The 22,903-nt window shown below is 40.1% G+C and carries 22 protein-coding genes; 15 read left to right on the forward strand and 7 right to left on the reverse strand.

The annotated features are described in order from the left end of the window. The first annotated feature begins 88 nt into the window (after positions 1-88). From MN869_RS11220 to MN869_RS11240, 5 genes are all read left to right on the forward strand, one after another. Positions 89-766: a DUF1345 domain-containing protein gene (locus tag MN869_RS11220; RefSeq protein WP_005312491.1), complete on the forward strand. Its 678-nt coding sequence runs from the start codon at positions 89-91 to the stop codon at positions 764-766. A gap of 101 nt (positions 767-867) precedes the next feature. Then, on the forward strand, positions 868-1,635 hold the full coding sequence (locus MN869_RS11225; RefSeq protein WP_033133495.1) for a class I SAM-dependent methyltransferase: 768 nt from the start codon (positions 868-870) through the stop codon (positions 1,633-1,635). Between the two features lie 103 nt (positions 1,636-1,738). Beyond that, positions 1,739-2,035: a hypothetical protein gene (locus MN869_RS11230; RefSeq protein WP_243307506.1), complete on the forward strand. Its 297-nt coding sequence runs from the start codon at positions 1,739-1,741 to the stop codon at positions 2,033-2,035. A gap of 21 nt (positions 2,036-2,056) precedes the next feature. Then, positions 2,057-2,347 carry a hypothetical protein gene (locus tag MN869_RS11235; RefSeq protein ID WP_243307508.1) on the forward strand — a complete coding sequence of 97 codons (291 nt, stop codon included), beginning with the start codon at positions 2,057-2,059 and terminating at the stop codon, positions 2,345-2,347. A gap of 7 nt (positions 2,348-2,354) precedes the next feature. Then, on the forward strand, positions 2,355-2,873 hold the full coding sequence (locus tag MN869_RS11240; RefSeq protein WP_005312506.1) for a hypothetical protein: 519 nt from the start codon (positions 2,355-2,357) through the stop codon (positions 2,871-2,873). Positions 2,874-2,979: 106 nt separating this feature from the next. Here MN869_RS11240 and MN869_RS11245 read toward each other — a convergent pair whose 3' ends face one another. Beyond that, positions 2,980-4,602 carry an oleate hydratase gene (locus tag MN869_RS11245; RefSeq protein WP_033133496.1) on the reverse strand — a complete coding sequence of 541 codons (1,623 nt, stop codon included), beginning with the start codon at positions 4,600-4,602 and terminating at the stop codon, positions 2,980-2,982. A 359-nt stretch (positions 4,603-4,961) separates the two neighbouring features. Here MN869_RS11245 and MN869_RS11250 point away from each other — a divergent pair, with 359 nt between their 5' ends. Beyond that, positions 4,962-5,585, forward strand: coding sequence for a LysE family translocator (locus tag MN869_RS11250; protein WP_023270720.1), 624 nt, complete (start codon positions 4,962-4,964; stop codon positions 5,583-5,585). Between the two features lie 62 nt (positions 5,586-5,647). On the opposite strand, the gene MN869_RS11255 is transcribed toward MN869_RS11250, so the two are convergent. The 3 genes from MN869_RS11255 to metG form a co-directional block, all read right to left on the reverse strand. Beyond that, positions 5,648-6,625 (reverse strand): MBL fold metallo-hydrolase, encoded by a 978-nt coding sequence (locus MN869_RS11255; RefSeq protein WP_033133497.1) that lies wholly within the window; start codon positions 6,623-6,625, stop codon positions 5,648-5,650. Between the two features lie 129 nt (positions 6,626-6,754). Further along, the gene (locus MN869_RS11260; protein ID WP_227505284.1) at positions 6,755-7,399 is read right to left on the reverse strand and encodes a sel1 repeat family protein; all 645 of its coding nucleotides are present in this window, start codon (positions 7,397-7,399) and stop codon (positions 6,755-6,757) included. Between the two features lie 142 nt (positions 7,400-7,541). Then, positions 7,542-9,599, reverse strand: a complete 2,058-nt coding sequence (gene metG / locus MN869_RS11265) for a methionine--tRNA ligase (RefSeq protein ID WP_033133499.1) — start codon at positions 9,597-9,599, stop codon at positions 7,542-7,544. A 204-nt stretch (positions 9,600-9,803) separates the two neighbouring features. On the opposite strand from metG, the gene MN869_RS11270 reads away from it, so the two are divergent. Continuing rightward, complete coding sequence (locus MN869_RS11270; RefSeq protein ID WP_005205604.1) at positions 9,804-10,271, forward strand: hypothetical protein; 468 nt, start codon at positions 9,804-9,806, stop codon at positions 10,269-10,271. Between the two features lie 26 nt (positions 10,272-10,297). On the opposite strand, the gene MN869_RS11275 is transcribed toward MN869_RS11270, so the two are convergent. Continuing rightward, on the reverse strand, positions 10,298-10,795 hold the full coding sequence (locus MN869_RS11275; protein WP_005191215.1) for a hypothetical protein: 498 nt from the start codon (positions 10,793-10,795) through the stop codon (positions 10,298-10,300). Between the two features lie 109 nt (positions 10,796-10,904). On the opposite strand from MN869_RS11275, the gene MN869_RS11280 reads away from it, so the two are divergent. Both MN869_RS11280 and MN869_RS11285 read left to right on the forward strand, forming a co-directional pair. Next, complete coding sequence (locus MN869_RS11280; protein WP_033133500.1) at positions 10,905-11,441, forward strand: GNAT family N-acetyltransferase; 537 nt, start codon at positions 10,905-10,907, stop codon at positions 11,439-11,441. A gap of 187 nt (positions 11,442-11,628) precedes the next feature. After that, complete coding sequence (locus MN869_RS11285; RefSeq protein ID WP_033133501.1) at positions 11,629-12,078, forward strand: hypothetical protein; 450 nt, start codon at positions 11,629-11,631, stop codon at positions 12,076-12,078. A 95-nt stretch (positions 12,079-12,173) separates the two neighbouring features. Here MN869_RS11285 and MN869_RS11290 read toward each other — a convergent pair whose 3' ends face one another. Next, complete coding sequence (locus MN869_RS11290; protein ID WP_033133502.1) at positions 12,174-12,854, reverse strand: hypothetical protein; 681 nt, start codon at positions 12,852-12,854, stop codon at positions 12,174-12,176. A 263-nt stretch (positions 12,855-13,117) separates the two neighbouring features. On the opposite strand from MN869_RS11290, the gene apbC reads away from it, so the two are divergent. Both apbC and MN869_RS11300 read left to right on the forward strand, forming a co-directional pair. Continuing rightward, complete coding sequence (gene apbC / locus MN869_RS11295; RefSeq protein ID WP_033133503.1) at positions 13,118-14,347, forward strand: iron-sulfur cluster carrier protein ApbC; 1,230 nt, start codon at positions 13,118-13,120, stop codon at positions 14,345-14,347. A 146-nt stretch (positions 14,348-14,493) separates the two neighbouring features. Then, the gene (locus MN869_RS11300; protein ID WP_081406946.1) at positions 14,494-15,372 is read left to right on the forward strand and encodes a 5'-methylthioadenosine/S-adenosylhomocysteine nucleosidase; all 879 of its coding nucleotides are present in this window, start codon (positions 14,494-14,496) and stop codon (positions 15,370-15,372) included. 24 nt (positions 15,373-15,396) lie between these two features. Here the strand turns inward: MN869_RS11300 and MN869_RS11305 are convergent, their stop codons facing one another. Continuing rightward, positions 15,397-15,954 (reverse strand): DUF2062 domain-containing protein, encoded by a 558-nt coding sequence (locus MN869_RS11305; RefSeq protein ID WP_032858878.1) that lies wholly within the window; start codon positions 15,952-15,954, stop codon positions 15,397-15,399. 316 nt (positions 15,955-16,270) lie between these two features. On the opposite strand from MN869_RS11305, the gene MN869_RS11310 reads away from it, so the two are divergent. The 4 genes from MN869_RS11310 to MN869_RS11325 all read left to right on the forward strand — a co-directional run bounded on the left by MN869_RS11310 (position 16,271) and on the right by MN869_RS11325 (position 22,668). Next, positions 16,271-16,864 carry a LysE family transporter gene (locus tag MN869_RS11310; protein ID WP_004804846.1) on the forward strand — a complete coding sequence of 198 codons (594 nt, stop codon included), beginning with the start codon at positions 16,271-16,273 and terminating at the stop codon, positions 16,862-16,864. Between the two features lie 106 nt (positions 16,865-16,970). Next, the gene (gene dcd, locus MN869_RS11315; protein WP_003653416.1) at positions 16,971-17,540 is read left to right on the forward strand and encodes a dCTP deaminase; all 570 of its coding nucleotides are present in this window, start codon (positions 16,971-16,973) and stop codon (positions 17,538-17,540) included. A gap of 359 nt (positions 17,541-17,899) precedes the next feature. Next, a complete protein-coding gene (locus tag MN869_RS11320) occupies positions 17,900-20,878 on the forward strand; it encodes a filamentous hemagglutinin N-terminal domain-containing protein (RefSeq protein WP_241345196.1) in 2,979 nt (992 codons plus the stop codon). A gap of 86 nt (positions 20,879-20,964) precedes the next feature. After that, complete coding sequence (locus tag MN869_RS11325) at positions 20,965-22,668, forward strand: ShlB/FhaC/HecB family hemolysin secretion/activation protein (protein WP_033134395.1); 1,704 nt, start codon at positions 20,965-20,967, stop codon at positions 22,666-22,668. Positions 22,669-22,903 lie beyond the last annotated feature (235 nt).

Consider the following 22,903-nt stretch of genomic DNA (forward strand, 5'->3'; position numbering starts at 1 on the left):
TGACGTTCTGAGTGAGTTTTCTCAGGCCATACAGTGTTAAAAAATAAGGGTAAATTACGCATGTATAAAAAATACAAATAGGTGGAAAATGCAAGGATTTATCCCGCGCTTGCTAAAAGGAATAAAGTATCGGCCATATTTGTCTGCGACTTTTTCTTTGGGACTTATGATTTATGGGGCTTTGCATCTGCTTACCCAGTGGCATTGGGCAACCTGCTTACAACTGGGTTGGAATATTGCGATTTGGCTGTATTTATTTCTGACCTTGAAAATGATGTGGCACTTGGACGCCACCCATATTTTACAACGCGCCAAGCAACAGGATGAAGGTAAGTGGATGATCTTGACCGTGGTGCTGGTTGCCATTGTAATCTGCTTTATTTCGATTGTGGTGCAATTGGGGCATGTGCCTAAAGATCAGCCGATTTTAAAAAGTGCTCTGATTTTACTGACCATCGGGACGATTTTTTCAACGTGGTTATTACTGCATACTTTATTTGCGATTCACTATGCACATGATTACTACCTTGCCAAAAGTCGTCATCAAGAAGCAGGTTTGGATTTTCCTAAAACCGATCAACCTGATTATCTCGATTTTATCTATTTCAGTTATATCATTGGTACCTCTGCACAAACGGCTGATGTCTCAATTACCAGCTCAGCGCTCCGACATCTGAATATTTTTCATTGTGTCTTGGCTTTTATTTTTAATACCGTGATCTTGGCGGTGGCGATTAATGTCGCAGCCAGCTTGATTGGTCTTTAATTAATAACTTATTTTTATAAATTAATTTAAAATTGATCATTTTTATTTTTGATTAAGGTTGGTTATTTTTGAAGCTAAACCCACAGTGCAAGGATAAGAAGATGAATACCCAGCATCAAGTTAATCAACAGCAATATCAAGATAAATCCCAAGCCTATTTAAACAGCACAGTGCATGCGCAAGGTGTTGAGTTTGCAAAAATGCAGCATTTGATCCAGTCACATCAATTGAAGACCGTGTTGGACTTAGGCTGTGGCGGTGGCCATGTCAGCTATCAGATCGCACCATTTACTGGTGAAGTAACTGCTTATGATTTAACGCCGTCGATGGTGGAGTTGGTGGCGCAACAGGCCAAGCAAAAGGGCTTGAATAATGTGATCGCTCAGCAAGGGGCTGCCGAGAGTTTACCCTTTGCCGATCAACGCTTTGATTGTGTGATTACCCGCTATTCAGCACATCATTGGCACAACGTCGCGCAGGCGATGGCGGAAATTCGCCGTGTATTGGCGCCACAAGGCAAGGTGATTATTGTCGATATTTTAGGGCACTCAAATCCTGTGATGGATACCTTCTTTCAGAGCATTGAAACCATTCGAGACCCAAGTCATGTACGCAATTATAGTTTGCAGGAATGGATGCGCTTTGCTGAATCTGCAGGTTTTAGGGTCGAGACAGTTGAAAAGCAATATTTAGATTTAGAGTTCAAGAGCTGGACAGCGCGGATGCAAACCCCTGAATATGCGATTCAGACCATTCGTCATTTACAGAAAAAGGCATCTGATCAAACCCAGCAATATTATCGTATCCAAGCAGATGGTTCATTCAGCAGTGAAGTGTTGTATATGGTGCTTTCAACGTCATGTGGATGAGGTTAGCAATAAAACATTGAATTCCCAATCTATTCTAAGCAGAATAAGCTGTCTATTTTGTGGCACTTAGACCACGGCTTAAATCAATTGGGTATATTATAAAATGACAAGTAGATTAATTTTAGCAATCAGTTTGCTCTGTTGCAGTAGCGCGCTATGGGCTAAAACCGAAGTTTTGGCTCAAGCGGGTGAGGTCAAAATTATTAAACGAAATTGCAATGTGAAAACCGATGCCTGTGACTATATTAAAACTTATAAAGGTCAAGACAAAGTCTTAATATCGCAATGGAATAAGACGGCAAGGGCCTATCAATTCACCCCAAAACTGATCGGTTTTAAGCTTGGTGCAACAGGCAGTGCACATATCCTCACGGTGTATGATCAAAATAATAAGCAGTAGGAATTCTTTGAATTATTAAAAATGTCACCCAATCAAAAGTGCTTCGTGACCAAACAGCAATTGGATAAAGAACATGACAAAGTGGTGTTTTACCGCCTGCCTGAACTCAAGCCTTATTTAAGTATCAGTAAAAAAGATCCAAAGTTTAGCGAGATGGAGCAGATTGGCTATTCTACCTTCTTTGACGAGAGCGATGGCTCGTTTAATTTTGGCTATGATGCGGAAGAAGACGGAGAGAAATATTTTCAGGAGATCAAAGTCGAAAATCCATGTAGTTTAAAACCTAAAATCATTAAACAAGGTGATGAGTAAAATCAAAATGATGATACAAAATAAGATGTTGAAATTGGTGCTTGCTGCTACGGTATTGGTCGCGACACAGACTGCTTTTGCTGCGGAAAGCGTCAAGAAAACACGTTATGGGCAAGTTCAAATTAAAGTCAGCCCTGAGACTGGGCAAGAAACGCTATATTTTAATCATAAGATGGTACTGCCAAAAATTGAGGGCAATAACGGTCTGTCGATTGAAGGCATTTATAAATTACACATGGATGATGTGGTTTTGGTGCAAGACATTGGCGGCAGTGGTTGTCCGATCCAACTGAATTTTGTGAAAATCAGTCCAAACCAGAAAGTGACGGTTTCGCCTGTTTTTGGCTCATGTTCGGATCTCATCAAAGTTTCAGCAAAACCCAATCAAATTATCGTGAGCATGCCTGACTTTATGGGGGCACCAGAAAGTGAGGAGCAAGAACGCAAAGTTGCTCAGAAGAAAATGATTTATAGCTATGATGGAAAATTACTGAAAGAAAATGGCAAGCTGCTGCTTCAAGAATAAGCGTACTACTTAGCAAATTAGACTGAATTTTGCTCATGGCTAAGGACTGATCAAGTGGATGAAGTAGATCATCAAGATCTACTTCATTTTAGTATTTCAGAAGGATTTAATGAAATACGGTTTCTAATGCTTTTAAACCGACTTTAGGGTCGAGCAGACCGTTGTAGATTTCAGGAACTTCACGGTCTACCCCTAAGAGTTGATAAATAGCAAGCATGGCGCCACGGATGGAATATTCCACGGTAAACACCACATCATCTTCCAGTTCCACAAATTGACCCAAGAAAGCAAAATTAACGGCATTCTCTGGAATCAGTAAGGGACGGTCGCCCGCTTTACGACAGGCAAACAGGGCAGAAGCATAGGGCATCATCACGGTGCTAATGTCACTATGCGCCAGTACATGATCCAGAATATCGTCGAATCCGAGTTGGCGAATTAACTCAATCACAATTTCTTGCCCAGTGGCTTCACTCATTGGTTTTTTGATGTAGTCACCGATGTGGTCAATTTCAAAGCCATAGCCCCATAGGGTAAATTTGCCTTTAGGTAGGTCAGCAAAATGTGGCTGCGCAGGCACGACGATGGATAAATGCCAGCCTGATTCAAACCAAGTCATCAGTGCACCCGTTCCTGGCTCATTGCCTGTGTATTCGATGATACGTTTGAGCAGCACATCATCATGCAGGGTCAGGGTAAAAGACTTCCATTTATGTTCGTCGATATTGCCATTAAAGGTCATTGGGCGGCCAAAATCAGGTGCTTTTTGTGCAAGGGTTTCCCATAAGCGCCAGCCATGGTCCTGTCGATCACGAATTAAGGCTGGCACATCATTTTGACCACCATAACGTGAATCGGCTGTAATCGAGCCTAAGGTAAATAAGGCGAGATCATGTTCACCTAAGATAATCTGTTCAGTCCCTTCTGAGAGATTGAGATAAAGCTTGCTTGCCTTACGTTGTTTACTTTGCTCATCTTCAATAAAATCAGCATCGGTGACATAAGTACCAAAGCGCACATCCACGCCTTGTTCGACTAACCAACGTTGTAAGGGATAAATCATCGAATCATATTGATTGTATTTAGTACGCTTAACCCCAGCCAAGGTATGAATACGGGGTAATTCCTGAATAAAGCGTAAGAAATAGCGGCGTAATTCCGCTGCACTATGCCATTTCTGAAAGGCAAAGGTGGTGCGCCACATCCGCCAGAAATTGCTTTGGAAAAATGCATCATCAAAAAATTCATCAATACGACGGCTGCCAATCCGTTCTTCTTTGAGTGCCAGCAGGCGTAGCATCTGTGCGCGATTCAAGGTGGATAAGCCAAGCTTTTCGGCTTCTGCAATGACATGGTTGGCATCGATTAAGCGAGCTTGGGCATGGGTTTTAATTTTTTCATTAAATTCACGGCATTCTTCGCGGACAGAAATGTTGGGATCTTCCAGTGAGGGGATGCTGGAAAATAGATCCCATGTGCAGAGGTAGGTTTCATCGGTCAACATTCTTCCACCACGAGTTACCCATGCATGGTTTGGATTGAGTGGGTTGTGTCCACCATCCATTGAACCGCCTGAGACCTCAAGCTCTTCTAAAATATGAATGTTTTGGGCAGGGACTTTGGCATCACGAATGGCAAAGGCTGCCGCCGCCATACCAGCAATACCACCGCCAATAATCCACAGATGTGATTGTGAAGGGTCTAAATTTTTCAATTTTTTAGTTTGCATCTAATGTGCCTCGGTTATCGTTATTGATGAAAATGAATTTAATTCCATAAATTTATTATGGGTTTTAAGTCGCTAAAAATAAATGAAAGTTACACTAAAATGGATGACAAATTTTGATCATAAAATTAGTTTTATAGAAAAATCGGATACTCGATCCATGACGGAGATGAATATGCTATTTTTAAGTGTTTGATATTCATTGTAAATTGAGTCTTTGCTCTAGCTTGAGGCTTTCTCATCAACTTCTGTTGCTTAAAGCGCACAAAAATTGCTGAGATTAGTCAAAATTTTTATATCTTCTGGCGATACTTTTTCAGTAAAATTAATATTTGAAAATTATTCTAATCTAGAGGTTTCACTTGGAATCGTTATTGATTTTAGGCTCAATTGCTTTGGCTTTAATGTTGGGTGCAATCAGCCCCGGTCCTACCTTTATTTATGTGGCTAAAAACTCAATTGCGATTTCTCGTAAGCATGGACTGTTTACCGCCTTGGGAACAGGCACGGGTGCAGCCTTATTTGGTTTGCTTGCGGTCATGGGCTTGCAAGCGATTCTATTAGCCGTACCTTCTGCTTATATCGCACTAAAAATATTTGGTGGTCTGTACTTACTTTGGCTGGCGTATAAAATTATCAAACATGCCAAAGAACCAATGGAAGCAGTCAATGGCACTGTGAATCGCATGAGCTATGCACAAGCCTTTCGCTTAGGGCTGATTACTCAACTCAGTAATCCGAAGATTGCGATTATCCTTGCCAGTATTTTTACCGCCTTATTACCGAAAGACATTCCAAGTTATTACTATGTGGTGTTGCCAATGCTGTGCTTCTTTATTGATGCAGGTTGGTATTCGCTGGTTGCAGTAGCATTGTCAGCCGAAGGCCCACGTAAAGTTTATTTAAAATCAAAATCGATATTTGATCGGATTGCGGGTGGTGTGATGACCTTGCTCGGATTAAAGCTGATCTTTGGCATGAAATGATGCAGCAGAAAAAAGCGACCGAGAAGGTCGCTTTTTTATTGCCTAGAATCAACGCATCTCGCTTAATCTTTAAAATGCACAGGAATCCATTGATAGCTCTTTCCATCAGCAGAATAAATATGTCCAATCCCTGGGAATGGTAAATGGGGAGCAGCAATGGTTTGTCCATTTTTGGCGAAATCAGCAAACTGCTTTAAGCGTGTAGCGACGGCTTTTTTCGGGTCAATATCGTATTCAATCGCAGTTTTGGGTTGATCGAATTGCACAGTATGTGAATGCACGATATCTCCAATAAACACCACGCTTTCACCTTTGGTTTTTAATTCATAGCTAAAGTGACCAGGCGTATGTCCCGCCGTGTTAATGACTTTAAAGCCCTGAATTTCATCACCGAGTTTATAGGTCTTAAAGCGCTGTTTGGCTTGGTATGGGGCAATCGCTTGTTTAATGTGCTTTACGGTTCCTTCATAACCCGCTTGTTTATCTTTAGGAAGCTTGGCAGCCTGTTTTGGATCAAGCCAATAATTGGCTTCGTCACTGGAAACGTACACGGTTGCGTTGGGGAAATTGGCTACGCCATCTTTGCTGATGCCGCAAACATGATCAGGATGTAAATGCGTGAGTAAAATGGTATCGACCTGTTCCGGTTTGTAGCCTGAAGCCTCGAGGTTTTTTAGAATTGAGCCTAAATGGGCACCAAAACAACTGGCTGCACCGCTATCGACGAGTACCAATGATTTTCCAGTATTGACGAGGAAAGCATTGATGGAGGTCTGTACGCCTTTATCTTGATCAGCATAGTACTTCTTTAAGATTTGCTGGACTTGTTGCGGTGAAATATCTTTAAACAAGCTTGGTGACATAAAGTTAGTTCCATCGAGCAGGGCGGTAATTTGTACATCACCGACTTGGTGTTGGTAGTAGCCCGCAACCTGTTTTTGTTGTTCAATGATTGGCAGGATCTTGCTTGTTTCTGCATGGCTAAGTAAAGGGAAGCTGCTCAAGAATGAGACGGAAAGGAGGAGGGCTGTTTTTTTCATAGAATCATTAAATTTATTAGAGAAAAACTTTTTTACCATGAATTCAAATAAAATTGGGTATTTGAGCGCAGAAAAAAATCCACTTTTGTAAGCGGATTTTATGAGAGGTTCTCGTCTTAGCGTATGGCTTTAATGCTGGGTTAGCTTGGAAAAGTCTACCATTTCAAATTCTTCAAGATCACAATTTGCCAATGCACATTTCTGCTCGGTATAGGCCGCTTCACCTAAATTTTGTTTGGCCTTATTTGCCCAAAACGCAGCTTTTTTGGCATCTTGCTGTTCAACCGGCAGTCGAAAACCATATTCATCTGCAAGTGTCATTTGTGCAGCAACAGAACCTTGCTGCCCTGCTTTTTCGAGTAAGGGGATGTATTGCTCAGTAGTTGAATAGTATTGCGCCAGCAAATAACTTGCATAAGCATCCTTTTGATTGGAAAGCTTTTGAATTGGCTTAAGGTCGATTTGTTCTTTTAACGCTGAATCTTGTGAGAATAGAGCAAATTCTAAAAGTGCAACAGATGCAGTTGGGTCTCCTTGTTTGATATAGCGATTCATTTGCTTTAAAAATAAGTTTTGCTGTTGATCGATATATTCTTTTGCCTTCACCTCCTTATTCTCTGAAAGTAGCTGTTTTAATGTAGGATCAACTTTTATATTTTGATTCTCATCATCCGATTGGAATAAAGTATTGAATATTAGTTGAACTTGATCTTTGGCTTGTTGTACTTGAGGGCTAAATTGATAATCCGGTGCTTGAGCAACCGCACTATGCAAACAAAAAATGCTTAAAAAAAGAAAAGCTATTATTTTTTGGAACATGTTTTACCTGATGTATTTATCGTTCATTTAATATTTTGGTTGAATTATAGAAATAAAAAAAGGGCTTCCGAAGAAACCCTTACATCAGTTTTATATATTAAGACACTTTATCGCCTGGTTTTGCGCCAGATTCAGGTGAAATCACCCAAACACCTTCGCCATTACCTGCGGCAAGTACCATACCGTTAGAAATACCAAAGCGCATTTTACGTGGCGCAAGGTTTGCCACCATCACCACCAATTTGTCTTTTAGATCTTCTGGCTGATAAAACTCACGAATACCACTAAACACATTACGTGCTTCAGCTTCACCGACATCTAAAGTCAATTGCAGCAATTTATCAGAACCTTCAACGGTTGCTGCCTCAAGTACTTGAGCAACACGAAGGTCAACCTTCATAAAGTCTTCAATACCGATAATTTCAGCTTCACCTACTTTTGGCTCAGGCTTCTTCTCGGCTTTCTTTTCTTTTTTCTTCTCTGCTTTTGGTGCTTCTGCCGCAGCAGCTAAAGAATCTTTAGAGGCATCCACCATTGCCGCAACCGCTTTGGCATCAACACGTTGCATTAAAGGTTGGAATTGAGCAATTTCATGTGCAAGCAAAATTTGCTGACGTGATGCAAAGTCAAAACTTTCAAGTTGTAAGAAGGCTTGAACCTGTGCAGCAAGTGTTGGTAAGACTGGAGCTAAGTAAATCGCAAGTTGACGGAACAGGTTAATACCCACCGAACACACATCATGAACTTGTTGTTCCTGACCTTCTTGCTTGGCAAGTGCCCACGGTTTTTTCTCATCGATATACTGATTCGCACGGTCAGCCAACGCCATAATTTCACGGATTGCTGCCGAGAATTCACGTGCTTCATAAGCTTGTGCGATTGAATCACCTGCATCAATAAAGCTTTGAACCAGTTCAGACTCTGCACATGTATTTGACAAAGTATTATTGAAGTTGGTGTTAATAAATTTTGCACAACGGCTGGCAATATTCACCACTTTACCAACAAGGTCAGAATTCACTTTTTGAACGAAGTCATCTAGGTTCAAATCTGAATCTTCAACTTTGTCAGACAGTTTAGACGCAAAGTAGTAACGTAGATATTCAGGATTCAAATGCTCTAAATAGGTTTCAGCTTTAATGAAGGTTCCACGAGATTTCGACATCTTCTGACCATTCACCGTCAAGAAGCCATTCACGAATAAACCTGATGGGGTACGGTAGTTAGCACCTTCAAGCATTGCAGGCCAGAACAGTGCATGGAAGTAAACGATGTCTTTACCAATGAAGTGATAGACTTCTTTATCGCTGTCTTTTTTCCAGAAATCATCGAAACTTAAATCGGGACGTTTAGTTTTGATGTAGTTTTCAAAGCTCGACATATAACCAATCGGTGCATCCACCCAAACATAGAAATATTTATTTGGCGCATCTGGAATTTCAAAACCGAAATAAGGCGCATCACGCGAAATATCCCAATCCGATAAACCTGCTTCAAACCATTCGTCTAGTTTGTTAGCAATCGAAACAGGCAAACGGCCTTGGTCACGGGTCCATTTCTGTAAGTATTCTGAGAAATTCGGAAGTTTAAAGAAATAGTGATCCGATGATTTCTCAACAGGAGTCGCACCACTTAAAGTTGAACGCGGGTTTTCTAATTCAGTGGCGTTGTAGGTTGTACCGCACACTTCACAAGCGTCGCCGTATTGATCTTCCGCTTTACATTTCGGGCACGTGCCTTTAATGAAACGGTCAGACAGGAACATGCCTTTTTCAGGGTCGAATAACTGGCTAACAGGGCGAATGGCAATATTGCCGGCTTCACGGTTTTTAATATAGATTTCTTCTGAACGTGCTTTGTTCTCGTCACTATTGGTTGAATCATAGTGATCGAAATGTACGCCAAAACCATCAAAGTCACGGATATGTTCTTTCTGAACATTGGCAATTTGTTGTTCTGGGCTAATCCCGTTGGCTTCAGCACGTAGCATGATTGCTGTACCGTGAGCATCATCCGCACATACATAAGTCACATCATGGCCCATTGCACGCATCGCACGAACCCAAATATCTGCTTGGATATAACCGAGTAAGTGACCCATATGGATAGGACCATTGGCATAAGGTAGGGCATTGGTGACTAAAATTTTACGCACGGATATTGTTCTCTCATTCGTATTTGCAAGGCAGATGATTTTACATGACTTGGCCCCGACTTGCACAAGGGATTCGGTGAAATCTTTTCAAGCTGTGTTATGGGTCTATTTTCATGACTTCATGCAAGCTTCACTTGCACTTCAATCAAAACACATTTCCTTTACTGATAATGGCTGCATGCTCAATAAATAAAGGAACCAACCATGAGATCTTGGCATTTGCTTTGTGCATCTTTTTGCGCAAGTGTGGCATCGGTTTTTAGTTTTGTGATTCCCTATTGTTTGTTCTTAAACTTTCAACAAAACCATTTATTGCATGTGGTCAGCAATGCGATGCAAGTGATGCTATATCTCACTCCATTTCTGATCGTGCTTGCTTTTATCTTCTACGTTATTGTTTTATCAATATTGAAATTACCCAGCAAAATTTTTGATTTGGCGCAGTTTTTAAAAGTCAGTTTGGTCTTTTTTACGGGGTGGATGTGCTTAGTGCTGCTGATTTTACTAGAAGATCAAGTGAATGGCTTTGATTTTGAAACATTAGCCATGAGTCTTTTCATTTTTGTTGCGGTTTTGCCTGTGCTTGCATTGGGTTGTATCAGCGCCAATAGTTATTATGTGTTGATATGCAAAAAGAAGTATGGCGATTTAAATCAATTTGAGAGGATCTAGAGCAGGAGAGTATGCATCCCGAAGGATTACATACTTTGCATTTGTTTTACTGTGACACTGTGCTTTGAATTTTTTCTTAAAGAGATAATCTTTCCTTTAGATAGGAAATGAATGTGATAGCTCTTTAAGCCGTCCGTTTTCGGATCAAGGGTAATTTCAGCAAACATTGGCGTCTGCCAAAGTTCATCACTGCCCAAAGTTCCTAACCATGCTTGTGCTTTTAGTGCCACCGTAAATTCATCTTTGAACTCAAGCTCAGTAATACTCAGTTCACTGCACCAATGTTCGGTTTTAGGAAATTCAGCTTTAGAAAATTTCCAGCAGATCGTAAGCGCTAGACTGCTTTCAACAGGTGCTTTATCATCACTTTGCTGATGAATCACTGGAATTAACTGTTCAGCAAGATCTTTTTCAAACGAAAGAATCATGTTTTGGATTCTTCTTTTACTTGAAAGTATGTACTTCAAACGTTTTTCTTGGGCTTGAAGTTCCTGCTGAATTTCTAAGAGTTCATTTTCATTCATATTAGGTAATTCTGACAACGAGGTCTATGATTGAGATATTGCGGAAGTATATCCGAACTATCTCCTTATATTGTTAATAGTTTTTAATACAAATTTATTGGTTGCAAAAATGATCGAAACTGCACGATTACGCTTAAGACAATGGCAAGCAGAGGACTATGCATCCTTTGCCGCAATGGGCACCAATCCACAGGTAATGGAATATTTCCCTAAACTCCTGACTCGAGCAGAAAGCGATGCACTGATTGATCGAATGAAATCAATTATCGATGCAAAAGGCTGGGGCTTTTGGGCGGTTGAGCTAAAGCACAATCAGCAATTTATTGGTTTTACCGGTTTACATGATCAACCGACACAATTTTCATTTTCGCCGTGTGTGGAAATTGGATGGCGACTCGATCAAGCCTATTGGGGACAAGGTTATGCACCAGAAGCTGCCCAAGCGGCACTTGCATTTGCTTTTGATCAATTGAAACTGGAGAAAGTCGTTGCATTTACCACGTTAGAAAATGCCAAGTCACAAGCTGTGATGCGAAAATTAAATATGAAAAAAGTATCGGAGTTTCAGCATCCCGCTTTAGCCTCAGAGCATCCCTTAAGCTGGCATGTGCTGTATGAGATTCTACGATCTGATTTTGTTGAATAAATGGGATGTTATTCATTTATATGATTTTTATATCTAAAAATTAAAAGCTTTATCAATCCGCAATCAATTGAATCTTCCTGTATCCCATTTGTTTCAATTTGCAGCAATGGGCAAAAAAAAACTTCAAACACGGTATAACTAAGATTGATCCAAACAATATGTTTTTTACCTATAGTGAGGAAATATCATGACAAACGAAAAACTTGATGAATTAAAAGACCAAGCAGCAGAATTGGGTAATGACTTAAAATACAAAGCAAAAGAAGCTCAGCTACAAGGTGAAAAAGCAGTGGATGACTTAAAACACTCCGCCGAGGAGCTTAAGTTAAAAGGCGAAAAAGCCCTTGATGATTTAAAGAAAGATGTCTCTGAGCAAAATGCAGAAGGTAGAGAGGCAGTTTCATCTAAAGTGGATGATATTAAAGCCAAACTTGAAGATACCCAACATGCGGTTCAAGATAAGTTTGATCACTTTAAAGAAGAAGCTGGTCATAAACTGGATGATGCCAAAGCCAAAGCCTCTGAGCTAAAAGATGAAGCTGCTGCAAAGTTTGATGATCTAAAAGCTCAAGCAAGTCATAAGCTGGATGATTTAAAGAAAGCCGCAACGGATACGATCAATAAATTCAAAGGTTAAGCTTGCTAACCTTGTGATCGACTGTAGATCTTCCTCAAACATAGGCAAACTATGTTTGAGGATTTTTATTTGAATATTTTTTAAATGGGTTTCGATCATGTCGTACAAATAAATCGTACCGGCTGATTAATGGGCATATCAATGTATTGTTGGCGTTCTAGATCGAAAATCTTATAAAAGGGCTGAGTACGTTTTTGATCAGGGAAAAGTTGATTCATTAATGCTGTTTCTAAGGGTGGCTGAGTTTCTTGGTGATGTATTTTGCCTTCTTTATCGATGTAGAGTTTGACATTCAATCTGAAAGATTCACCTTCTAATGGAACACTTTTTTGTAAAAGCAAACAGGCCATTTCAGTTAAGGACGACGGTGAAGCAACCCGTCGAATACGTTGTATAACAGCTTGATCTTGCATGGAAATAAAATAATAGATTTGCTCATAGTTTGAGAATAGGCGTTTACTATTGTGATCACGTTGTTCTGCCGAAGTCTCTTGAGTGGGTAAATCCTCTGGTTTTATCTGTTGTGCAAGCGCTAAAGCATGCCGATTAAGTCGCTCTGAGTTGCTTGCTTTGAATAATTGAATCTTTAACCCATTTTTTTCTGGGCTGATTCTAATTGATACCTTAATTTCAGACGATGGGGATAGCTCTTTTTGCTTATTTACCACGATTTCTGTTTGTGGTGGCAATTGATAAACAGCACGATTCATCGATTCTTGGGCGAATAGCGGGAAGCAAGCAAAAAAACTACATATCGCCAAATAATATCGTGTCATTGAATACTCCCAAGTTAAGCATAAACATCATGTGACTCTGCATATGATGAAAGCGTCATCCCATATTCTCATCGTCGATCTGATCAGCTTAGTAATATATCCTGTTCCTGTGAAAAGTATCAGTTGCTGAAGATTGAAATTTAAAGCAGAAAAGTTGCTATAAAAAATGAGCAATTATCTGCTTTGATATGAGCGTCAATTCTTCAATACTGCTAAACTAGCCAAACTCAGTGAAATGTTGATCTGTTTTTGGAGTAAACAAAATGTCGTGGCTTTCTTCCTTAAAATCTGTTTTTTCACCAGCGCAAGAAGTGAAGGAAGACGAGATTCAAACAGTTCTACAAAATTATGTCCTGCCACATTCAGACAATGCGCTCAAAGAGCGTATCAGCCAAGTGAATGTACAAGGCCGTATTTTACAACTCACGATTAATACTTACCCGCAAGAAAAAGATCATTTACAGCAGATCCATGATGAACTGGCTGAAGCTTTGGAAAAGTGTGGGATCCAAGAATTAAACTTACATATTATTCAACAAAAACATGCGGCGCATGGTGAAGCAGGTCATAGTTGCTCATCGAAGCCAAAAGCAGAAAACAGCAATTTACCTCCTGTGATGGATGCATCACCTAAAGTAGAAGCCGATCCGAATAATCCCCCGATTCAAAAAGCTGCACCACAACAACGTGATGTGGCTGCTCATCCACGTATCCAAAATGTGATTCTGGTTTCTTCGGGTAAGGGTGGTGTAGGTAAATCAACGACTACGGTCAACCTTGCACTTGCATTGCAACAACTTGGTCTAAAAGTTGGTGTGTTGGATGCCGATATTTACGGACCAAGTATCCCAACCATGTTGGGCAATGCGGGCAGAACCCCACAGATTGAAAATGAACACTTTGTACCTTTAGATGCTTACGGCATGGCGGTACTGTCGATTGGGCATTTAATTGGTGCACACAATACACCTGTGGCATGGCGTGGTCCGAAAGCAACTGGTGCGTTGATGCAGTTATTCAATCAGACTTTATGGCCTGATCTAGATGTACTGGTGATTGATATGCCACCCGGTACAGGCGATATCCAACTGACTCTGGCACAACGTATTCCTGTGACGGGTGCAGTGATTGTCACCACGCCGCAAAATGTTGCGTTGATGGATGCAACCAAGGGTATTGAATTATTTAATAAAGTGAATATTCCAGTACTCGGTGTGATTGAGAATATGTCGACGCATATCTGTTCAAATTGTGGTCATGAAGAGCAAATTTTTGGTACAGGCGGTGGTGATCAGTTATCTGAGCAATATCATATTCCTTTGCTTGGTCATTTACCTTTAGATGCCAAAATTCGTGAACATGCAGATCAAGGCACACCAAGTGTGATCGCAAAGGATGCAGCCGCAGACAGTTATCTCAATATTGCCCAAGCCGTGTTGCAACAAATGGAGAAGTTACCCAAACGTCAGAAAGACGATAAGCGTATCTTCTAAAATGCTCAAAAACCCAGCATATCCTGCTGGGTTTTTACTATTTGATTAAAATAAGTTTTTATTTTTACGCTTTAAAAATAAATTAAAAAAATAAAAAATGGTATGTTGCTTGCTTATCACTTGTTTTGATTTTTGAGTATAGATCGATGATGCAATTTAAAAGCCTGATGGGTATTGTCAGTGTTTGTGCAGCTTTAGTTTTAAGTGGCTGTAATGGAGATAATTCTTCAAATAGTAATAACCAAGTACAGGAAAAACCAAAATTACAGCCGATTGTGATCCAAGGTGCATTACCTGTTGAATCAGAGCGAATGGCATCAAAACTAGAAAATGTCAGTGTAGAAACCATTGGTGGCTGGAAATTCTGGAAAGGCACCTATAAAGGTTATCCAATGGTGATCTCTAAAACCCGGATGGGGATGAGCAACTCGGCCGCAGCGACAGCCATTGCAATTCAGCATTATCAACCGATTGCGATTATCAATCAGGGCACCTCAGGTGGACATGATCCAGACCTCAAGGTGTTTGATATTGTATTAGGCAAATACACCACCAATATTGGTGCATTTAAAACGCCAAATAAACCGATTGGCGGTGGTTCTAATTCACTGGAGTGGAATGAAGCATTTGATGTATTACCAGAAGATGAGTCTGATCCAGAACCGATTGCGATTCGTAAATTCGAAGGGGATAAGGAGTTACTGATCGCCGCTTATAAAGCTAAAGTGCATTACAGCAAAGGACAAGTGGTCGAAGGCACCATCGGTTCAGCAGATACCTGGAATAATGAACTTGATCGTATCAACTTTTTTCATACCAAATACGGAACCTCTGTAGAAGAAATGGAAGCCGCATCGGTGGCTCAAATTGCGCAACAGTTCAAAGTACCATTCCTTGGGGTACGTATCTTATCGAATAATATTACCAATAATGGCGCCTATGACCCTGCAACAGGCGAAGCGTGTCAGGACTATGCACTTGAGGTCGCGGAGCAATATATGAAGGCGAAAGCAGACGCTAAATAATGAATATGATCGAGAAGAAATCATTTAAATGGTTTCTTCTCTCTGTTGTTTTTCTCGTTTGCGCCAGCTGCGAATCACGATCCAGCGCCACATCAGGTGAGTCGCTAGATAAAATAAAATGGCAAATAAAACAGCTTCAATGATTAGACCTGAAACTAAAATTTTGGCCAAACTAAAATCAATATGACCATGTCCAAAGTTCTTAATCCAGTTTAGAATTTGATGCAGAACACCAAGTAGCATCTCTTTGTTTATCATATTGACGTGATAAATTTTTGTCCCAAACCAAAAGCCTAAATACAGAATTGGCACCACGGTAAAAGGATTGGTGAGCCAAGCCATACAGAGGCCAATTGGTAAATTTACTTCAAAAAATAATACCGTCAGAATAATAAACAGACTATGAAAGGGGACGGGTAAAATCCCCCAGAAGGTGCCAATAAACATGGCTTTTGCAATCGAGCGACGATTCACATACCAAAGCAATGGATTTAAGGCGCGATCGCCAAAAATTTTCATCAGCTTTAAGCTCGCGACTTTCTCTGATGAAGGCAGCCACTTGTGAAAGAATTGCTTAGGCATAAATGCGGAAATAGACCCAATAGGACAGATAAACAGGAAATTGTATAGAAAATAACACGATTTACTTAGTGAAAACTTAAAATTACATCAGACATTATTGCACTAAAAATCAGCCCAAAATGGATAGGTTACATTTATTGTATTTTAAATAGACGCTTTTTATGCAGTGACTGTTGAGTAGAGTAGGCTTGAAATTTATAAAATAAATATAAAACAGTTGTTTAACTTGTATTTGGTCATAACTGTTTACAGTTAATTTTTTGCTATGGCTTATGAATTGGATTAATCTGAAACGATCTCCTAGTGAGGTCATTCAATGATTTCATGGTTCTTTATTGGTTTAGTCATTACCATTCTGTTGACGCCTGGTCCTACCAATACCTTATTGGCATCTTCGGGTATTCAAGTTGGATTACGCAAATCTTTACTCTTGATTCCAGCAGAAGCAATTGGTTATATCATCGCAATTAGTGCATGGGGCATGCTGATTGGTAAAGTCTCTACAACTTTACCTGCATTGCCTATCTTTTTGAAATTATTAAGTGCGGGTTATATCGTCTTTCTTGCGATTAAATTATGGCGCACTGCGAACCAAGAAGTGGCTTTAAATCAACCCACGATTCGACCTAGAGAATTGCTATGTGCGACCTTGTTGAATCCTAAAGCACTGTTATTTGCTTCAGCGATTTTTCCTGTTGCAGCATGGAAAAGCCAAGAGATTTATATGGCACATATGAGTACTTTTGTCGGTTTGATTTTGCCAATTGCATTATTCTGGATTTCAGTTGGTGCCATGTTAGCAACGAATAAAGTTGCATGGTTGTCTCAATCAAAATTACAGCGTACTGCATCTGTCGTACTTATGGCTTTTGCCATCCCAATTAGCTACTCAGCATTAATCAATTTATAACTTTGACAGCGTTATCCACATAACAGGATAGTGCTGTTGTTTTCATTGATACCATTTTACGTTAAAGTACTCGCCAATTATTAACTTCGTCTATGGATAAAAAGTCATGGCAATAAAATCTGATCGTTGGATTCGTGAAATGAGCGAAAAACACGGCATGATTGAACCTTATGCAGAGAATCAAGTTCGTTTTGATGAAAACGGAGAAAAGTTGATTTCTTATGGGGTATCGAGCTATGGCTACGATGTCCGTTGTGCGCGCGAATTTAAGGTGTTTACCAACGTTCATTCAGCGATTGTTGACCCAAAGAACTTCGATGATAAAAGCTTTATCGATATCGAATCTGATGTGTGCATTATTCCACCAAACTCATTTGCTTTAGCGCGTACCATCGAATACTTCCGTATTCCACGAAATGTTCTTACGGTTTGTTTGGGTAAATCGACTTATGCGCGTTGCGGAATCATTGTAAACGTAACGCCGTTAGAACCTGAGTGGGAAGGTCATGTTACCCTAGAGTTCTCAAATACAACCAATTTGCCAGCGCGTATTTATGCAGGTGAAGGTGTTGCACAAATGTTGTTCTTTGAAAGCGATGAAGTGTGTGAAACATCATATAAAGATCGTGGTGGTAAATACCAAGGTCAAACAGGTGTGACTTTACCGAAGACCTAATTATTAATCGTTAAAATTTTTAACCATTGATCATCGGGTCAATGGTTAATACCCTCTCAGTAAAAGTTAAATATAATGCTTATCACATCATCATAAATCGTATCGTTTTTAACGAATAATAATCCTTAAATTTTTAGTATTTCCTTATTTTTAATCAATTAGATTTATCCATCTAAATAAAATGTTCTACGTCTCGTTCTCTTTAAATTCAGGATAAGCACTCACCTGTGATTTATGCGATTGCTTGATGATGTTTTAACCATTGGTCAGGAAAATATACAAATTAATCAAATAATAAAAAAGATATGCTAAAAATAAATCGCAATTTTTTAAAATATTAAGAACAGGTGGGGATAATTGTGAATAAGATCTATCAAGTGGTATGGAATGCGACACATCTTTGCTGGCAAGCCGTGAGTGAGAAGGCCAAAGGTGGCGTTGTTGCAACGCAATCAACAACAAAAATCAAATCTAAAAGCTCAGTTGCTCATACAGCAAAACTAGCAGCATTCTTTGCGATGAATGTACTGAGTGCAAGTATTGTATTTGCAGGACCAACAGGTGGCGTGGTTAGCTCTGGAACAGCGAGCATTTCAACCGCAGGTACCACCACCACGATTAACCAGTCCACCGCAAAAGCTGCAATTGACTGGAGTAGCTTTTCCACCAATAGCAATGAAATTGTGAATTTCGTGCAACCGAATAGCAGCTCGATTACCTTAAACCGCGTCACAGGTACAAGTGCATCCAACTTAAATGGTCAGTTAAATGCCAATGGACAAGTGTTTATTATTAACCCGAATGGGGTGTTATTTGGCAGTACCTCACAGGTGAATACCGCGGGTTTAGTGGCATCGACTTTAAACCTGAGTAATGCTGATTTTAATAACAATCTATTTAATTTTAACAACCCTACCAATAACAAAACCGTTGAGAACCGCGGCAAAATTACTGTACCTACAGGCGGTACGGTTGCCTTAATTGCGCCAACAGTAAAACAGACAGGTACGATCAAAGCACCGCAAGGCAATGTATTATTGGCAGCAGGCGGTGATATTACCCTGAATCTAAATAATGGTAGTTTGTTGGGGTATACCATTAATCAAGGTAAAGCACAGGCCTTGATTAACTCAGGTGGAATGATTCAGGCCGATGGCGGTAAAGTGATCCTTACTGCAAAAGGGATTGATGAATTAAGTAATGCGGTGGTGAATAGTGTTGGGGTGATCCAAGCACAAACGGTGAATAATGTCCGTGGCGTGATTGAGCTTGGCAGTGATTTAAGCAGTGGTACCGTGAATGTCAGCGGTACCTTAGATGCATCAGCTCCGAACGGAGGCAATGGTGGGCAGATTAAAACTTCTGCGGCAGAGGTTCATGTCAGTTCAGGCACCAACATTACCACTCAGCGAAATAGTACGAGCAGCTTACCGCCGACCACCAGTGGCTGGGAACTGAAAGCCAAAAATGTCGATGTCGATTTCTTTGGTGGCAGTGTCAGCAGTACCACTTTGGGTGATGCTTTAAACAAAGGCAATGTCACTTTGAATGCGATGGGTACAGCAGAAGGCCAAGGCAATATTAATATCAATGACGAAAGCAGTTGGAATGCCAATACTGCGCTGACACTAACCGCAACTAAAGATATTAACTTTAATAGTGATTTGGATTTAAGTGGAGATAAAGCCAAACTCGCCATGAATTATGGAGCTGGTTCGGATTACAACTTAAATAATGGTGCCAAGATTAATATCAGCGGTTCATCACCGACGTTGTTGATTAATGGAAGTTCCTACATTGTGATTAATGATCTAGGTGAAGAAGGTGATGCCAATATCAATACGCTACAAGGGATGAACAATAACCTGACCGGGAATTATGCCTTGGGTAGCAATATTGATGCATCAGATACGGTGAATTGGAATAACGGGAAAGGCTTTGATGCGATTGGACAATTACCAGTAAAAGTCGATGGAGGTATTCAACAAATACCTGAAGGAGGCATTCCTCCAGAAGCTCCAATTTTCCAAGGAAACTTTCATGGACTAGGGCACAAAATTGACGCTTTAACCATTAATCAACCTCGACCCAATTGGGGGCCAATCAATGATCAGGTTGCGATTCCTCAAGGATTGTTTAGCATTACTTATGGCAGTGAGTTAAGAGATGTTGGCCTTACCAATGTGTCAATCAAAGGACATGCTTATATGGGGGCTCTCACAGGACTACATTTAAGTGGCAACATTAAAAATGCCCATAGTACCGGTAAAGTTGATGGTTTATTTTATGTTGGGGGGCTAATTGGAGCTGCAGGTGGGCAAAATATTAATACTAATTTAGGTAAAATTAGCCAAAGTTATTCTGAGGCGGATGTGAAAGGCATTCTTGGTGCTGGCGGATTAGCAGGAGGAAGTGTATTCCCTATTTATGATAGTTATGCTGCAGGCAATATTTCTTTACCTGATTTTACAATGACTGTAGAGCAAGAACAAAGTCTTGATCCTAATGGTACAGGAGGTATGGGAGCAGGAGGCTTAGTGGGTAGTGGGCAAGGTATTTATAATAGTCACGCTACGGGGAATATTTTATCTGGTGCATATGTAAATGGAAATTGGCATCCAGAACTTGGATTTGCGGGTGCAGGTGGATTAATTGGATTCTTAGGTGCTCAGGAAAACAGCTCACATCATATTGACCAAAGCTATGCTACAGGTAAAGTTAGCGGCCTGTTTGGTTTAGGGGGATTGGTTGGTGCAACTGTTTATAGAGGTTCTGATCAAACACCACGTTTATATATCAATAATAGCTATGCGACAGGTGATGTGATTGCAAGTGATGCTGTTGAAAGCCAACATATAGGTGGTCTTGTTGGGGGAAATGCGCCAGATAATATTATCAATGCCAGTTATGCGACTGGGCGAGTGAAAGGTAATACCAACGTAGGTGGTCTAATAGGTCACAATAACGATGGTATTGTGACAAATTCTTATTCAACCAGCACTGTGGAAGGAAAGACTTCTGTCGGAGGGCTCATTGGATATAATATTGGAACGGTTGAAAATAGTTATTCAAATGGCGCTGTAACTGGGGTAAATCATGTCGGGGGGCTCATTGGAGATGACCCTTATGCTAATGGTATAGTCATTAATAGCTACTGGAATAATGAAACCTCAGGTCAATATACCAGCGCGGGTGGTACAGGAAAAACCACCGCTGAGCTGCAAAAAATTCTGACCTTTTCAGGTTGGGATATTGCCGATGCTTCTGACCCAAATTCAAGCTCGACATGGGTGATTGATGAAGATAATGCGACCCCATGGCTCCGTTATAATCATTAAGATTAAAAGAGATTATTAAGATATAAGATCAGAGACTTAAGCCTCTGGTCTTAAATAATAAGATATTGATTAAATTTAGAGAAATAATGAAATTTTATTTATATAAACAAGTAGGGATGTACAAGAGAATACTTCTACAGGTAATGAGAGGAGCTAGTATTCTAGTCGTTGCTTCTACTATTGTTCATGCAGACGTTGTGATTCCTGATAGTGGCACTATTACCAAGCAATTAGGTCCTGAACAATTCAAAGAAACACCAAAAACAGACCAACAGTACTTTGGCGCTGATTCATCGCAGCAAAATTACAGTCAGGATCAAACCCCTATTGGGGTCACAAAAGTCCAGATAGAAGGGAATCAACAAATTGCTACAGCAGTTTTACATGATTTAGTCAAATCACTGGAAAATAAAAATAATCTACTTGCTGATTTACAGCTTGGCGCAGAAAAAATCACCCAATACTATAAAAAGCAGGGTTACTTTCTGGCGAAAGCCTATCTACCGAAACAAAAACTAGAAAATGGAATATTGGTGATCAGAGTACTCGAAGGACAACTTGGTCAAGTTCTTTTAAATAACCAGTCTAAAATTAAAGATATAACCATTAAGCGCTTTACCGATCAAATTCCTCATCATCAGGCGTTACAACAACAGCAAAGTAATCAGACCTTGCTACTTATCTCAGATCTAGCCGGTGTTGGGCAAATTCAGGCAAACCTACAGGCTGGCGAACAGATTGGGCAAACAGACCTTGTTTTGGATATTCTTGGACAGCCAACTTGGCTCGGACGAATTGGGATTGATAACTCTGGAAGTAGCTATACAGGAAAATATCGACTTTTAAGCTATATCGAAAGTAATAGTTTATTGGGATATGGAGAGAAGCTATCTGCTCAATTACTCGGAAGTAATCAAGATTTGGTTTCAGGAAGTGTAAATGTCCGATTTCCTGTAACAGGAACGGGTCTATGGCTGGGCGGTGGTTATAGTAGAACTGAATATGAATTGGGTGAACAATTTAAGCAATTGGATGCGACAGGGACCTCTGAAAACTATAATGTAAATCTCACTTATCCATTGATCCGAAGTCAAAAGACGAATCTTAATTTGAAGCTGCTGGCTGAAAAAAGAAAGTTATTTGATGAAATTGCGGCCACAAATACAGAGACATCCAAACAGATAGAGGCGAGTCGGATCTCACTCAATTTTAGCCGAATGGATGATTGGGGAATTGGAGATGTCAAAGGTGGTATTAATCAATTTGAGTTGATCACGACGATTGGCAATCTGAACATACAAAGCCCATCGGCTTTGAATATCGATCGCTTATCTGCAAAGACCCAAGGCAGTTTCAATAAATATGAACTTAAGCTTTCCAGACAGCAAAGATTAACAGCATCTTCATGGTTGACCAGTGAGTTATATGGACAACTTGCATCTAAGAACCTCGATTCCGCCGAGAAATTTTCCTTGAACCAAATGCGTGCTTATCCAGCAGCAGAAGGACTTGGAGATCAAGGTTGGGGGGCATCGATTAATTTTTATTATCAACTAGCACCATGGCTAAATACTTATTTATTCCAAGATGTTGGACGAATACAGCAAAATAAAAATCCATATCTCAACGATAAAAATACCCGCAATTTGGCAAGTACAGGGATTGGTTTTGGCGGTGGCTATCAAGACTTTGACTATAATGCGACACTTGCATGGCGAAATACTTCAGCTGCGAAAAGCGACAAGGATCAGCAACCTCGATTGCAGTTTGGCATTGGGTGGAGATTTTAGTTGCGAATTTAGCACCTGATTTTATCTGAGAAGTGTTGAGCAGGGTTTTGCGTACAGTAGTGTCAATCGTAGCCTAACTAGAGTTCAATCTGGTAATTACATTTTGCAACAATGATCTGGATTTGACAGATCCTGAAATTTTACTTTATGGGAAATTAATAAGCAGATAAAAATCATTAGTATAGAAAATTTAAAGAGCGTTCATCTTTTCTTTCACTCATCGGAAAATACGCCG

Source organism: Acinetobacter sp. NIPH1876, from assembly GCF_022808535.1.
Classification (GTDB): Bacteria; Pseudomonadota; Gammaproteobacteria; order Pseudomonadales; family Moraxellaceae; genus Acinetobacter; species Acinetobacter higginsii.

Bases quoted from the DNA above. Each gene is read 5' to 3' on its own strand.
- MN869_RS11220 (WP_005312491.1), top strand. From the start codon at position 89: ATGCAAGGATTTATCCCGCGCTTGCTAAAAGGAATAAAGTATCGGCCA.
- MN869_RS11225 (WP_033133495.1), top strand. From the start codon at position 868: ATGAATACCCAGCATCAAGTTAATCAACAGCAATATCAAGATAAATCC.
- MN869_RS11230 (WP_243307506.1), top strand. From the start codon at position 1,739: ATGACAAGTAGATTAATTTTAGCAATCAGTTTGCTCTGTTGCAGTAGC.
- MN869_RS11235 (WP_243307508.1), top strand. From the start codon at position 2,057: ATGTCACCCAATCAAAAGTGCTTCGTGACCAAACAGCAATTGGATAAA.
- MN869_RS11240 (WP_005312506.1), top strand. From the start codon at position 2,355: ATGATGATACAAAATAAGATGTTGAAATTGGTGCTTGCTGCTACGGTA.
- MN869_RS11245 (WP_033133496.1), bottom strand. From the start codon at position 4,602: ATGCAAACTAAAAAATTGAAAAATTTAGACCCTTCACAATCACATCTG.
- MN869_RS11255 (WP_033133497.1), bottom strand. From the start codon at position 6,625: ATGAAAAAAACAGCCCTCCTCCTTTCCGTCTCATTCTTGAGCAGCTTC.
- MN869_RS11270 (WP_005205604.1), top strand. From the start codon at position 9,804: ATGAGATCTTGGCATTTGCTTTGTGCATCTTTTTGCGCAAGTGTGGCA.
- MN869_RS11275 (WP_005191215.1), bottom strand. From the start codon at position 10,795: ATGAATGAAAATGAACTCTTAGAAATTCAGCAGGAACTTCAAGCCCAA.
- MN869_RS11280 (WP_033133500.1), top strand. From the start codon at position 10,905: ATGATCGAAACTGCACGATTACGCTTAAGACAATGGCAAGCAGAGGAC.
- MN869_RS11285 (WP_033133501.1), top strand. From the start codon at position 11,629: ATGACAAACGAAAAACTTGATGAATTAAAAGACCAAGCAGCAGAATTG.
- MN869_RS11290 (WP_033133502.1), bottom strand. From the start codon at position 12,854: ATGACACGATATTATTTGGCGATATGTAGTTTTTTTGCTTGCTTCCCG.
- apbC (WP_033133503.1), top strand. From the start codon at position 13,118: ATGTCGTGGCTTTCTTCCTTAAAATCTGTTTTTTCACCAGCGCAAGAA.
- MN869_RS11300 (WP_081406946.1), top strand. From the start codon at position 14,494: ATGATGCAATTTAAAAGCCTGATGGGTATTGTCAGTGTTTGTGCAGCT.
- MN869_RS11305 (WP_032858878.1), bottom strand. From the start codon at position 15,954: ATGCCTAAGCAATTCTTTCACAAGTGGCTGCCTTCATCAGAGAAAGTC.
- MN869_RS11310 (WP_004804846.1), top strand. From the start codon at position 16,271: ATGATTTCATGGTTCTTTATTGGTTTAGTCATTACCATTCTGTTGACG.
- dcd (WP_003653416.1), top strand. From the start codon at position 16,971: ATGGCAATAAAATCTGATCGTTGGATTCGTGAAATGAGCGAAAAACAC.
- MN869_RS11325 (WP_033134395.1), top strand. From the start codon at position 20,965: ATGAAATTTTATTTATATAAACAAGTAGGGATGTACAAGAGAATACTT.